General features: G+C 40.7%; 12 protein-coding genes. 7 read left to right on the top strand and 5 right to left on the bottom strand.

Annotated features, from left to right (window positions below):
• Positions 1 to 474 precede the first annotated feature (474 nt).
• Entirely contained in the window at positions 475 to 1389 is a 915-nt protein-coding gene (locus tag H6G96_RS38585) for a DUF4573 domain-containing protein (protein WP_190919662.1), read from the top strand.
• Positions 1390 to 1706: 317 nt separating this feature from the next.
• Here H6G96_RS38585 and H6G96_RS38580 read toward each other — a convergent pair whose 3' ends face one another.
• The 4 genes from H6G96_RS38580 to H6G96_RS38565 all read right to left on the bottom strand — a co-directional run bounded on the left by H6G96_RS38580 (position 1707) and on the right by H6G96_RS38565 (position 4982).
• Complete coding sequence (locus tag H6G96_RS38580; protein WP_206757696.1) at positions 1707 to 2873, bottom strand: PD-(D/E)XK nuclease family protein; 1167 nt, start codon at positions 2871 to 2873, stop codon at positions 1707 to 1709.
• Between the two features lie 235 nt (positions 2874 to 3108).
• Positions 3109 to 3564, bottom strand: coding sequence for a hypothetical protein (locus H6G96_RS38575; RefSeq protein ID WP_190919657.1), 456 nt, complete (start codon positions 3562 to 3564; stop codon positions 3109 to 3111).
• Between the two features lie 186 nt (positions 3565 to 3750).
• Complete coding sequence (locus H6G96_RS38570; protein WP_190919655.1) at positions 3751 to 4200, bottom strand: hypothetical protein; 450 nt, start codon at positions 4198 to 4200, stop codon at positions 3751 to 3753.
• 2 nt (positions 4201 to 4202) lie between these two features.
• Entirely contained in the window at positions 4203 to 4982 is a 780-nt protein-coding gene (locus H6G96_RS38565) for a ParA family protein (protein ID WP_190919653.1), read from the bottom strand.
• Positions 4983 to 5262: 280 nt separating this feature from the next.
• Here H6G96_RS38565 and H6G96_RS38560 point away from each other — a divergent pair, with 280 nt between their 5' ends.
• From H6G96_RS38560 to H6G96_RS42740, 6 genes are all read left to right on the top strand, one after another.
• Positions 5263 to 5715 (top strand): hypothetical protein, encoded by a 453-nt coding sequence (locus H6G96_RS38560; protein ID WP_190919651.1) that lies wholly within the window; start codon positions 5263 to 5265, stop codon positions 5713 to 5715.
• 394 nt (positions 5716 to 6109) lie between these two features.
• A complete protein-coding gene (locus tag H6G96_RS38555; RefSeq protein ID WP_190919649.1) occupies positions 6110 to 6517 on the top strand; it encodes a hypothetical protein in 408 nt (135 codons plus the stop codon).
• A 208-nt stretch (positions 6518 to 6725) separates the two neighbouring features.
• Complete coding sequence (locus tag H6G96_RS38550; protein WP_199339871.1) at positions 6726 to 8915, top strand: pentapeptide repeat-containing protein; 2190 nt, start codon at positions 6726 to 6728, stop codon at positions 8913 to 8915.
• A gap of 407 nt (positions 8916 to 9322) precedes the next feature.
• Positions 9323 to 10252, top strand: coding sequence for a tyrosine-type recombinase/integrase (locus tag H6G96_RS38545; RefSeq protein WP_190919647.1), 930 nt, complete (start codon positions 9323 to 9325; stop codon positions 10250 to 10252).
• Between the two features lie 103 nt (positions 10253 to 10355).
• Complete coding sequence (locus tag H6G96_RS38540; RefSeq protein ID WP_190919645.1) at positions 10356 to 10919, top strand: hypothetical protein; 564 nt, start codon at positions 10356 to 10358, stop codon at positions 10917 to 10919.
• Positions 10920 to 11071: 152 nt separating this feature from the next.
• Positions 11072 to 11206: a hypothetical protein gene (locus H6G96_RS42740; protein WP_277933093.1), complete on the top strand. Its 135-nt coding sequence runs from the start codon at positions 11072 to 11074 to the stop codon at positions 11204 to 11206.
• A gap of 36 nt (positions 11207 to 11242) precedes the next feature.
• Here H6G96_RS42740 and H6G96_RS38535 read toward each other — a convergent pair whose 3' ends face one another.
• Entirely contained in the window at positions 11243 to 11611 is a 369-nt protein-coding gene (locus H6G96_RS38535) for a hypothetical protein (RefSeq protein WP_242063617.1), read from the bottom strand.
• Positions 11612 to 12453 lie beyond the last annotated feature (842 nt).

Here is a 12453-nt window from a genome sequence, read left to right as displayed (position 1 = left end):
TGTCATTGATGGAGTTCAAAGAAGAGGTGAAAAGAGAAGCTACAGTACACAACGTGTAAAATTTGACTCTCATTCTTCTGCTTAATTTTTTGTTACATACTTATAAAATTTCACCACGACTTACTTACATGAATTAAAAGCCTATATATCTGTCTGTAGTGACACTGTTATCAAGAAAATGGCTGTAGAGCTTTACAACAGCAAAATACGAGAAAAGAATGCTTTAGAAGTAGACCAACGCATCCAATATCTCAAAGATAAGATTAGTAAATATATATAGATAGATGGGTTGATTATTGCAACCATACAGTTTTTCCAAACAGGTTAAATTTCGCACTAACTATGTGAACTAGCAGGCTAGAACATTCATCAATCACTATAAGTTTTCTTTGAACAGGAAATTTCACCTGGGTAATACGTTATATTTTAAAGCATCGTGTTTTGGCATTCCCTTTTAGCCGTAATTGTAAATATATGGACTTAATCAACATAGAGATAAAAGGGCCAAACCAACAAATTGAGAAATTTCTTAGGAAACTCACGCAGAGGGGTTCAGGTGGATTGGTTTCTCAAGTAACTAGGATTCCTTGCGTTGGAGAAATAATCCAACTTGGCTTCCCGGACTGGGAAACAGAAGTTTTTAGAATAATTGAAGTAATGCACTATACTTACCCAAGTTGGTGTAACGCGTGGGGACGCATTACTGTCGAGCCTTGTAACTTGTTGTTCTCAGTAACTAAAGATATCGATGAGCTTGAAGAGATTGATGATATCGATGGGCTTGAAGAGGTTGAAGATATCGATGGGCTTGAAGAGGTTGAAGATATCGATGGGCTTGAAGAGGTTGAAGATATCGATGGGCTTGAAGAGGTTGAAGATATCGATGGGCTTGAAGAGGTTGAAGATATCGATGGGCTTGAAGAGGTTGAAGATATCGATGGGCTTGAAGAGGTTGAAGATATCGATGGGCTTGAAGAGGTTGAAGATATCGATGGGCTTGAAGAGGTTGATGAGGACGACAATAGCTTGTTTAGTACACGTTGTCATTTCGGACGCATACCTCGTGGAATTTGCACACCTGAAGAAGCTTACAAACTGCCAATCTTAAAAGCTCTTGATAAGTTAGGTGGTTCAGCCAAAACAAAGAATGTACTAGCACTAGTAGAAAAGTTGATGAAAGGAATTTTAAATCAAGTAGATTATCAAAACTATAAAAATAAAAAAGCATCTTATACTGTTATAGAACCTCGTTGGCAGAAGAGAACAAAATGGGTTCGTTACCGATTGATGCAAAAAGGATTTGTAAAGAGTGATTCCCGGCGTGGAATTTGGGAAATTAGCGAAGCAGGACGGCAGTATCTTGCTAAACATCAAAATAATAATCAATAAATCCACCGATGGTTCCCTATTTTTGCATGATGGCCCTATCCACTGCTGCCATCTTTCTTCCGTAATTATCTTGCGTTAGTTAAAATGCCCAACTAAACCGATAAAATTAATCTACTCTTTAAGCTGAACCAGTACCAGAAAGCGTGATCGCTATCAAAGCTCATGCAGCCCAATCTTTGAACAGTAACTCTGCCTGTTGCAGCGCTGTCACCGTCTCCATCTCCTGCTTCTCTGGTAGATAACCATTAATCGTGAAGTGCGATCGCTGTTTCCCACAGCTAAAGCACTCTATAAGATATGCCTTACCTCAAAACAACTCATTCAACAGGAGAAATACTATTTTTGGCAATAGGATGAAGGCGGTTTGTTAAAGCTTCTAACTCACCACCAGCAAGCAGCAATTTAATAACTTCACGTCCATGCAGAATAAATCTGTCAACTTGCTCTTCAAACGTTATAGTACCTCGTAAGACCTCTGCTAAAGGTTTTCTTAAATGAAGAGGATGCCAAGGATTTGATCTCGCTACGTCAAATCTGTGATCGTGAAAATCCCATGCCCTTGAACTCTCTTTTAATCTTGAGCGCAATTTAGTATATTCATCAGAATGAAAAAATTCGCTTTCAAATGACTTCCATTTCCTTATATCAAAACCTAAAATTAAACAAAAATCTGGCCCGAGATGTAAATTTGAAGGTTGCACTTTAAAATCGGAGCCATCTAGAAGAGTACCAACGAATATACTCGGAAAGGAAACATCTAAAATTTCTAGCCCTAATCGCCCAAACTGATGTTGATATTTCGCTGGCATAGAGTGAATAGGTGCATCTTTGTTAAATCCAATTCTTTCTAATACCCAACGCCAATCTACTTCAGCAGCACGTAAGGTTATGTTCTTCAGGTTAGACTGTAGTGATTTAGCAGGGAAATAAGAAACTATACTTTCATAAGAAACTGGTGCTACCGGCCCTAAATTCTCCTCAGCAAGCATATCTATAAAATCACGAACCAGACTGTCATCTGATTTTGTTTCTAACCAATGCTTCAAAAATTTATATATATCACTCCAAGTCAGAGCTAAGTCAGGATTTTGTTCATGTTGTCGAGTTAATCCAGTAATAAGAATTAATTTATATCCTTGTGACCACTTTAAGTTTGTTTTTGCATAGTTACGATATCTATCTAGTTGCTCTGGACTAAGATTTGACCATACCTTGTGTTCAAATATCAAGGCAAACTGTCCCCAATCTGCCAACATATCTATTTGTCCACCAGGGAAGGTGTATTGTGTTTTCCACTCTGGTAGTTTATGAGTTAAAGGAAGAGGTTCTGGTAATTTTAAACTGAGATAATCTACAAATTCACGAGCCAGCATCTCTTTATTTCTCAGCAACCAAGCAAAACCTTCAGTCAGAAAATTCTCAATCGGATCAAGCTCTTGGCTTTTGGGATATTTACGTAGTGCGCTAAACAAGCTATCTGACAAGCCTCTATTCTCCATAGTTTTAAAAGCTTTCAATATAGCATATAGACAAAAATATTGTCCTTATGTGAACGCGCTACACTCAAAAATTTCGAGCGCCTTGATTATTGGTACATTGATAATTGGGAAAAATATCGAATTGTAGAATGCTTATCCAGTAAGGGTTACACCCTTAGCGTAACTTTCTGTACGATTGCTCATTTACCCCCGCATCGCATTTGTAAACTTATAACCAAAATTATTTAAGTGTGAAAACATACCTTATTGAATTTTCACTAAGACGTGTTTTAGGTGGCGTATGGAAATTCTCAGTTATTTTAGTGTCGGGTAGATAAACCACAAGTTGATTTTTATTTGGATCAAAATCTAAAGCTTTAATTTCAATACTGTCTATTCGACTAAAACCATTAAAAGTCAGATCGTTATCAAGAATCTGAAGGTTCTGGATTTGAAATATCTCAATGGGATCTTCCTGAATGGGTTGCCACGGTGCCACTGAATCTGGTTCTCTTTCTATTTCCTCGTTGTAAATGATTTTAGTGATAGAACGCATTTCAACATTTTTTCCATGCCAACTTGGCAACAATTCAGTTATTTGGCGAAGCTTGTCTGAATTAGGGGATTTATTATTCCCATAGAACCAACGAATATTTTGAGGAGAATAGTGAATTTCTTCAACTGATGTTTGTGTCATGTTGAGTGTGAGTTAATAAATTACCTTTACCCTTTGTAGCACAGCTTACTAGAACTAATAAGTAAGTGTAAATGCATAATAATAACGTAGGGGTCACTGTGCCGAAATGGGAAAGCTAAAACTATTGCTGTACAAAGATTAAAACTTTAATGTACAATTTTCCTTGGCACGGTGATGCCATATTTATCACTTTGAAGAGTTCCTCAACATAGTTATTAACCGTTTAATTTGCCCTACTCGCTTACGTTGGTCGTAACGGTGCTTGGCTTCTGTAGTGATTTTTTCAACAAGCGTGTTATCGGCACTAGCAATAGCCCAGGCTGCTTCTAAAAATACCTCAACTGTAATTCCCCTTTCTTTACAAAATCGTGTTAATTCTTGGTCGAGGTCTTTCTCTAAAACGATCGCTGAATGCCGTCTGGTTTCGGGATATTTTTCAAGTTCGGCTTGGAGTTCGGCGATTGTGTCTGCTGGTGCAGCAGTTGGGTTAGCTGGTTCGGTAACTGTGCTGGGTTCTTGTGGTGAGTTTTGTTTTTCTGTTTGGGATTGTACTTTAGAAACGAGTGCATCCTGGCGTGGTTCAACTGTCGGGCGATTGCGTTTGTTGCGGAGTTGATTAAGTACGTTATCTGACATTTTTATTTACCCCCAAGTGAAGTACGAATTTTTTCAACTAAAATTTCAAAGGGATATTCCAAGTCGTTATATCCCAACTGCGAGAGGGTTGTACGTTTGTTAATGGCTTGTTTATAGCGTTCTGATTCGCGGATTGAAGGTAAAACCAACCCCTCACCCACTTCGTCGCGCATTCCATCTACAGCCGCCCGACTTTCTTGCGCTTGGGTTTTACCAAACCAGCGATCACGGAAGGGCAAAACACCTAATACTTGGGCATCCGTTGCACCGACATCTTGCAAGCCGTTCAATAAGTCGAGCGTCCGCACGAGTGAACCGTAACCTTTAACTGATGCTTCGGCGGGGATAATCAAAAAATCTGCTGCGCCGATCACTGTCAAACAAATTTGCGATCGCTGGGGTGGAGCATCAATAATGCAGACTTTGAATATTTTGCTGACGGCTTCCAATCGCCGCTTGAGTAATGTTGCACCAACTCCACTGTTCGATAAATAATCTTGCACGGTATCGAGTTGGTCATCGGCGGGGATTAAAAATAAATTATCGTTGTCTTGAGTCGGGTAGATGCAATCTTCTGGTGCAACTGTTTTTTTGAGAAATTCCAATAGGGTTGGTTGGTTGGGTTCCAACTCGAAACCTAGATAGGTAGTGAGATTATGTTGGGGGTCAGAATCTAGCATCAAGGTAGGTAAACCCTGGCGCGATAGCAACCGCCCCAAGAACAGGGATGTTGTAGTCTTGCCCTGACCGCCACTCAAGGAGCTTACGGTTATTGTCAGCATATACAAATTTATTAAATTAGCTATTTAACATAAAGTCATTTAATCATTTTGTCAAATATTAAATTTACCAATTTATCTTTTTAGCTTTTTGTAAAATTAGCTTTTTAGCTTTAGTGTGCCGTCAATTTTCTTGTAAATGCCATCTGCTTCTACACGTAATTGTGAAGTGAAATTCACAGTTGATGATATGCGTTTATTCTTCCAATCCCTTGCTGATGCTGGTTGGGGGCGCGTGGAAGGGACAGGCGATCGCATGGGCTATGTTTGGGAAGCATGAAGAATGCTCCACGATTGCAAAGTGCTTTCTGGAGGTGGGAACACTGGAATTAAGCATCAAACTAATAATGCCATTTCAATTAGTAAAAAAATGTTTATGTTCCCAGTGAAAATCATTCGCTCTCTGTTTGCAGTATTTCTGACCTGTGTAATTGCTTTGAATTGTTTTATTAGCCCAGCCTTCGCTGCTACTAGTTCTTCAGACTTTGCTGATACTGGTTCGGTAGTCAACTCCTTTGTTAAGGATTTTTTACAAGAATTCGCTAAGAATGCGGGTAGTGTCGCAGGTAGCGTAGCAGGCTTGACAGCAATCTGTTATGCATCTGATGTTTTTATTGCTCCAGTCGCTCCGCCAGTAGCAGTTTACTTAGCTACAGTATGTTCTGGCATTGGAAGCACACTTGGAATAGGCGGAACCGTAGTAAGTGCAAAAATTATTAAATCGGCGCACCTCTAGATAAGCTTTAGACAAATTCTAGATAACCATTAGCAGCACCCACTTGATTGTTTTGTCGGGTGCTTTTTATTGGTCGGACTGCCTCAAGACTCAGGCTACGACATCGTTACAGTGGCAATATAACTCCTCTGCTCACTCAAGACAAACCCTAGATAAAAAACGCTATTTTTTTGGCACTCTAGACTGCTCAAAACAAATCTAGAAGCCCGTTTCAGCCAACTCTATATAAAAATCCTGCGGATTAAAAAACTGAAATTCGGCTGGAATTTTGAGGTAGGTAAATGACTAGATATTTTTAGTCCATGTTGGCTATCCAATTATATACACTACTGGATGATCAGACATTTAAAGCTACGCTAAAATGGACTTATCTAAATATACACACTCATGGAATATGAGCCAAGTAAAGCGCGGAACTATTGGCAAAAAGAAAAGGACTTTACACCCAAATTCCAAAGAGAATTTAAAGTTGGGCCCAGAGTCACTTATGCAGGGGAAGAAACCAAAAGCCCGGCACAACTTTACCCTGCTCGATGAAACAGTAGAATGGCTCCAAAAGCATCCGAGTGCCAGCGCCAAGATTGATGAACTGGTACGTCAGGTCAAAGAGGGTCAGCTAGTAGAAATTCAAGAACTTCCTAACACTAAGCAGCAGATTGCAGATTTAGGGAAGGAATTGAAGCAGATACGGAGCAAATTAAAAAAGGCTGTTAAGTTACTTGATGAGGCACTGCCACTACCCACAAATCGGGGTGGAGCTATTAAAGAGAAAATCAGGGAAGCCTTAGCAGTATTAAAGTAATTCCATAAGTGTATATCTTTGGAATAGTTATAGAGATTATTCTTTGATCGCGGGTTACTGATGATTTAGGTGGTGGGTAGTAAAAGCTCTGTCATAGGTAGTGGCTGTTACTCCAGGCTTGATCTTGGGAAATTTATATATAGGGTTGGACAAATACAGTTTTTGCTAACTCACTATCATCAGGCACACCTTATTTGGCTATAAACCTGTGAATATCTCTGACTCCGAACTAGATTTAGTCTCTTTAGCTTCCAGAATTGAACAAATAGAAGAGGAGCAAAATCTCCGCAAGCAAAATATTGCATGGCTAAAACGCTATTTTGATGAAATAAAACAAGAATTTAATAATCGGACTGAACTACAGCAGATCCAAAGTATGCAAGAGGCACTCGCGCACTTAACTGCACAAGTCGCCGACTTGCAACAGCACCTCAATCTTTCGTCTAATTCGAGTAATGGCTTGAATAATAACCACACTATTGATCCATCTATTAAAGAGACGATTATTGATGATACGGAGATTGTAAAGCAGTTTTTTGAACGTGTTGAAAAGCCCGGAGAACAACTAGCGTGTGTAGATGTAATTGCTATTTCTGAAAATATAGATATTGCTGAAACTGAGTCAGATGAGCCAATTAATGGAGCTGAGGAGCAGCCGCAATTTAACAGAGCTTTCAGCGCTCCAGAATTCAAGACTGAAAGACTAATGTGGTTAGTCAACAGAATTTATGCAGCAGAGGAACCTAGCTACGAAATACCTGTTGATGCTGAAGAATTTTGGAGGCGGTATAAAGCAGAAGAACGGGATTTTACTGGGATTAATTTAGCTGGGATAAATCTTAGTGGAAAAAGACTGGATAAAATCAATCTGAGCAATGCAAACCTGTCTTGTTCAAATCTCAGTTGCACTAACCTAAGTAATGAAAACTTGAATGGTGCAAATTTAACAGGAGCAGATTTAAGTGAGGCAAACTTATCTGGTGCCAACTTGACTGGAGCTAACTTAGATAATGCATACCTTCATAAAACAACACTGCAATCGGCAAAGCTAGAGAAAGCAACTCTAAAAAACGCCAACCTTAGTAAAGCTTCTTGTTACAATGTATATATAAGTGAAGCTAATCTCAGTGGAGCAGATTTAAGTGAAGCAAACTTATCTAGTGCTAACTTGATGGGTGCAAATTTAACAGGAGCAGATTTAAGTGAGGCAAACTTATCTGGTGCCAACTTGACTGGAGCTAACTTAGATAATGCATACCTTCATAAAACAACACTGCAATTGGCAACGCTAGAGAAAGCAACTCTAAAAAAAGCTAACTTCACCAAAGCCGAGTTAAAGGGGGCAAACTTGTGTGAGGCTAACCTCAGTCAAGCTAACCTCAGTGGAGCTTATATGTATGAGGTCAACCTAAGCGGAGCTAACCTAAGTGAAGTAAATTTGAGAGGCGCATACATGTGGCGGGGTAAGCTGATGAAGGCGGATTTCAGTAATGCTAACCTGACTCAAGTAAAGCTTATAGAGGCAAATCTGGAAGGAGCTAATCTTGAGGGAACCAATCTCCAGCATAGCTATTACGACCTATCAACTATCTTTCCTACAGAGTTTGATCCGGTTAAAGCTGGAGCTTATTTGATTACTCCTGGTGCATCACTGCAAAATGCTAATTTAGTTGGTGCTAACCTCTATCAAGTAAACCTGACTGAGGCAGATTTACAAGGAGCAAACCTCAACTCAGCAAACCTGGAAGGTGCAAATCTAAGCGAATCTAATTTGAATCGAGCAAACTTGTCCAAGGCAATTTTAAAAGATGCGACACTTATTCAGTCAAATCTGGTTCAAATTGACTTAAGCGAAGCAAACCTCAGCAGTGCAGATTTAAGTGTGGCAAATCTAAGTGAAGCAAATTTCAGTAAGGCAAACCTTTATAGCGCAAAATTAGCTGCTGCAAATTTGAGTAAAACCAATATGAGTCAGGTAAACCTAAGTAACGCAAACTTAAGTTCGGCAGATTTGAAAGGTTCAAATCTAATTCAGGTCAATCTAGAGAGTGCTGACCTAACTGCGGCAGACTTGAGTAAAGCAAATTTAAAAAACGCGAAATTTAGTCAGTACACAAAGTTAAACGATGCTAATCTGACAGGGGTAAATTTAGTTGGGGTAACACTTAGAGGCAATTTCAATGGAGCAAACTTAAATGAGGCAAACCTATCTGGGGCCAACCTCTGTAATCTAAATTTGAGTGGAGCAAGCTTCATTTCATCTGATCTGCGTGGGGCTAACTTGAGCAATGCAAATCTTACAAAAGCAAACTTGAAAGACGCAAACCTGACTGGTACGAATCTGACTGGAGCAAATCTCGCTGGCGCTATCATGCCTGATGGTACAACTCACGAGTAAACTGTGCTATGGGCATTGATCCGAGATGTGTATATCTGGAAACAGTTAAGCGCAACCATTGAATCCCTGCTGAACAGGGGGGACAGTTCGGCCCATACTTGCAATTTCCTGGCATTCCCAATTTTGGGAATCTGGGAAGTTTCCTTGTACTTCCACTTCGGTCTGCTCGGCGATCGCAGTCCGAAGTGGATTTTGGCTTTCGTTTGGGAGGGATGCTTAGGACACCCAAGGTCAGCAATAAAAATACTTAAATATGGGTTGTGGTTGTAGAAAAAGCAGTTTTGGGGAATTGATATCGGGGATTTGGTAAAGAAATTAGTAGAAAGGATTCTGGTTGTTCCCGAACAGGTGTATGTGTATGAAGGAGACAAAATTAGCCTTTTGTCTGTTTCAGATCCGCGATAATTATGACACCAGTAGTCGTAGTCAAATCCAGAGGTAAGCAATTAGCTCATTTAGCGCCGGTTGATGCCCAACAGCGCTTAGTTCAACTGTGGCTGCACGATAAACCACAAAGTACCCAAAAGTGTTATTTGCGGTATGCGGCGCAGTTCACCGGATTTTTGGCAGGGGTGGGGAAGGCGATCGCGCACACGACTGTTGAAGATATGGTGGAGTTTTCTGAATATTTGCATAACCGGGGATTGGCAGCGCCTACTATCAAAACCTATATGGCGGCGGTCAAAAGTCTGCTTTCCTTTGCTTACAAGACGGGTTATATCAAGGTAAACCCCGGTGCTGCTATCAAGTTAAAAAAACTTGACCAACGCTTACATGAAAAGGTGCTGACTCTCACTGATATCGCTTTGATGATTCGGCTCACGGAACGAGCTAAGTATCGTTATAAAGCTCAACAAATTAGGGATTTGTTGATATTGAAATTATTATATGTAGCAGGCTTGCGGGTGTCGGAGTTAGTCGGACTAAGGTGGAAGGACTTTACACCACGCGATCTAACGGGGCAGATTACTGTTGTGGGTAAAGGCGACAAGTCCCGTCACATTTTATTGCCGGAATATCTGTGGCAGGAGTTGATAGATTACAGGAAGGACGGGCCCAAGGATGCCTATGTCTTCAAGAGCCGCAACGGGAAAAATAAGCCGCTTCATCGTCAAAATGTTGATCCAATAATTAAGGATGCTGCCGTTCGGGCCGGACTGATAGAGAAAGTTAGTTGTCACTGGCTTAGGCATAGTCACGCTACGCACAATGCTGAGATGCGTACTCCAGTTCCGTTAATCCAGCAAACGATGGGCCACGCTGATATTTCGACAACCGCAGGTTATATCCACATTCGCCCCGGTGATAGTAGTGCTTTGCATTTACCACGGGTTTAATGTCATCAGTTGCAATAGACTTGCGATCGCCCCTCCCAGTTCTGGGGGAAAGTTGCCTCAATCACGGTAAAATCTACACGCTGATGTAGAAACGGGTGTAGACATGGCGAAAGTTGAACGAGAATCAATCAACTTCAAACTGCCCAAGCCTTTAGCCGAGGCGCTCAGAGCCACAGCCAAAGAGCGCAACACCACTGCCACCGATTTGGTAATTCAGGGGCTAAATCATGTCCTGGGTGCTGTGGATGGTATGGAAACTGATACAGAAACTCGTCTACACGAATTAGAAGCAGAATTAGAGCAGTTGGCTAACGGTATAGAAAGCCGTATAGATAATGAATTAGGGCAGCACTCAATACGGTTGAGCAGTTTGGAGCAAAAGCTAGAAGCGATCGCAACCAAGCTAGCCCAATTGGAAGGGCAGCGTTACAAAAGTCCAGCCAGAAGACAAGGTTACTCTTACAACAGCCAAGTTCCCCAATCGATAGAACTTCACCCATTCCTAGCAGAGAATTTAGCTAAAAGATTGGGAGTCGATACGGCAACCCTGGCGCGTGAGCAAAAAAGTAAAAGTCAATCTGAGTTTGAAAGCTGGAGCCGCAATCGAGATCCAAGTAGTACAGCGTGGCGCTATCAGAATGACGGACTTTACCATCCCATCAAGTAAACTCCAGACCAAAGCGATCGCCCTTCCTAGTTCTGGGGGAAAGTCAGCACAAAGCGCGATTGCCTACCTCATGTATTCCTGATATGTCATGGCGATCGCTTCTTACATAAATGCACCAGTGCCGCAAGCTGGATCAAATATCACAAAAGGCAATGGCACTAGATCGCCTTTTTTATAGATTTTGCCAAACCCAACATCGTCAGCAACTAACAAGCCAACTCTCATCACAGGCAAAGCCTTTCGTAGCAACTTTAAAGGAAGAGGCAATCAACGGTGCGATGGCATAACCGCCTGCTTGTGCGCGATCGCCTACCTTCAGTTTCTTACTTCAATCCAGACTGCTCTTTACTTTTGAGCTTGTCATTTTCAAAAGTAGCAGTGATTTTAGAACCATCAGGATTTTCCCAGACAAAAGTTGCTATTGTTGCAGAACGGCTAACTTCTATACCCCGATACAAGATTGACCGTACATCTGTTAATGACATCCCTGTTCTCAACTGTTCGTATTCTGCACGACCAAATCGACGAAGTTCAGCTTGGGTAGATTGTTCAATTGGCTTAGAATTAAAACTACTTTGAACGAAACCATACAGAAAACCTGAACCTAGCATTATCCCCACTGAAAAAACTATTTTCATCAGTGAGCCGACGAGAGTATTATTGGGCTGTCGAAGGTTTGTTTGATTTACCATTGAATTAACCTCATTAACTAAATTTTTATTGCTGGTCTGGTGGCTGCCAGACTAGCTTTAACAGTCATATCTACTTGTAATTGAAATTTTTTAGGTGTTTTAGTCTTTTGCGATTTCCGCAAAATAGTAATTTCCTTTTGCTCTTGCAATAGTGTCACCAGGTGTACAAACTAAATTTGTCAACCTTGTACTCGTAAGATTCCTGCAACGTTGTTTCATACGATTCTGATTCCTCATATATTGCGTACCACGGTGTTTGAAGGCTTTCGTCATCAAAATTTTAGCGCTGTGGGTTTAAACTTTATGATCCGTTTGCAATTTCAGCAAACTTGGTTTTAAAATCCATACACCAACGTACTTTGCAACCTATTTAGCCCCGTTTTTAGTCCACTCACTTCTTCCTGCTTTAGCTGTACTAAGAATATAAAGCGAGTCACTTCCTTAGTCCATTCCACTAACTATGACAAGGTGTGTGAGGTTTCACCCAGATGGTCAGCAGCAGATTTTTTATAGTGCTGATTGCTCGAAGTGAAGAGACGCTGCGAAAAAGACAGTTTGTCAATTGCGATCAACATACAGACATCCAAATTATTTTCAATCTGCGGGTTAGTAGCCTGCTTTTCCTTTGGTTTTGTCTACTTGTTAAGAAAAACTTTAACAATCGACATCCCTTAAACAAGTTATATAACAACTTGACTGTAGGTAACAAGTTAGCTATAGTTGTAACAGCTTGGAGATACAACGGGGTCGTGAAATGTCAAAGCTAGTTCAGGAGCAAGTAGAGCAACTATTTCAAGCCACAAAGGATTTACAAAGCCTCGAAGAAATCAAGCCATACTGTG

Origin of the sequence: Nostoc sp. FACHB-892 (genome assembly GCF_014698795.1) — a bacterium.
Lineage (GTDB): Bacteria > Cyanobacteriota > Cyanobacteriia > Cyanobacteriales > Nostocaceae > Nostoc.
The sequence above is the reverse complement of the archived record's forward strand: the minus strand, read 5'-3'. Positions and strand labels throughout refer to the sequence as shown.

What these genes read in the sequence shown, in the direction of transcription:
- H6G96_RS38585 (WP_190919662.1), top strand. Translation starts at nt 475, where the DNA reads ATGGACTTAATCAACATAGAGATAAAAGGGCCAAACCAACAAATTGAG.
- H6G96_RS38575 (WP_190919657.1), bottom strand. Translation starts at nt 3,564, where the DNA reads ATGACACAAACATCAGTTGAAGAAATTCACTATTCTCCTCAAAATATT.
- H6G96_RS38570 (WP_190919655.1), bottom strand. Translation starts at nt 4,200, where the DNA reads ATGTCAGATAACGTACTTAATCAACTCCGCAACAAACGCAATCGCCCG.
- H6G96_RS38565 (WP_190919653.1), bottom strand. Translation starts at nt 4,982, where the DNA reads ATGCTGACAATAACCGTAAGCTCCTTGAGTGGCGGTCAGGGCAAGACT.
- H6G96_RS38560 (WP_190919651.1), top strand. Translation starts at nt 5,263, where the DNA reads ATGCTCCACGATTGCAAAGTGCTTTCTGGAGGTGGGAACACTGGAATT.
- H6G96_RS38555 (WP_190919649.1), top strand. Translation starts at nt 6,110, where the DNA reads ATGAGCCAAGTAAAGCGCGGAACTATTGGCAAAAAGAAAAGGACTTTA.
- H6G96_RS38545 (WP_190919647.1), top strand. Translation starts at nt 9,323, where the DNA reads ATGACACCAGTAGTCGTAGTCAAATCCAGAGGTAAGCAATTAGCTCAT.
- H6G96_RS38540 (WP_190919645.1), top strand. Translation starts at nt 10,356, where the DNA reads ATGGCGAAAGTTGAACGAGAATCAATCAACTTCAAACTGCCCAAGCCT.
- H6G96_RS42740 (WP_277933093.1), top strand. Translation starts at nt 11,072, where the DNA reads ATGGCACTAGATCGCCTTTTTTATAGATTTTGCCAAACCCAACATCGT.
- H6G96_RS38535 (WP_242063617.1), bottom strand. Translation starts at nt 11,611, where the DNA reads ATGGTAAATCAAACAAACCTTCGACAGCCCAATAATACTCTCGTCGGC.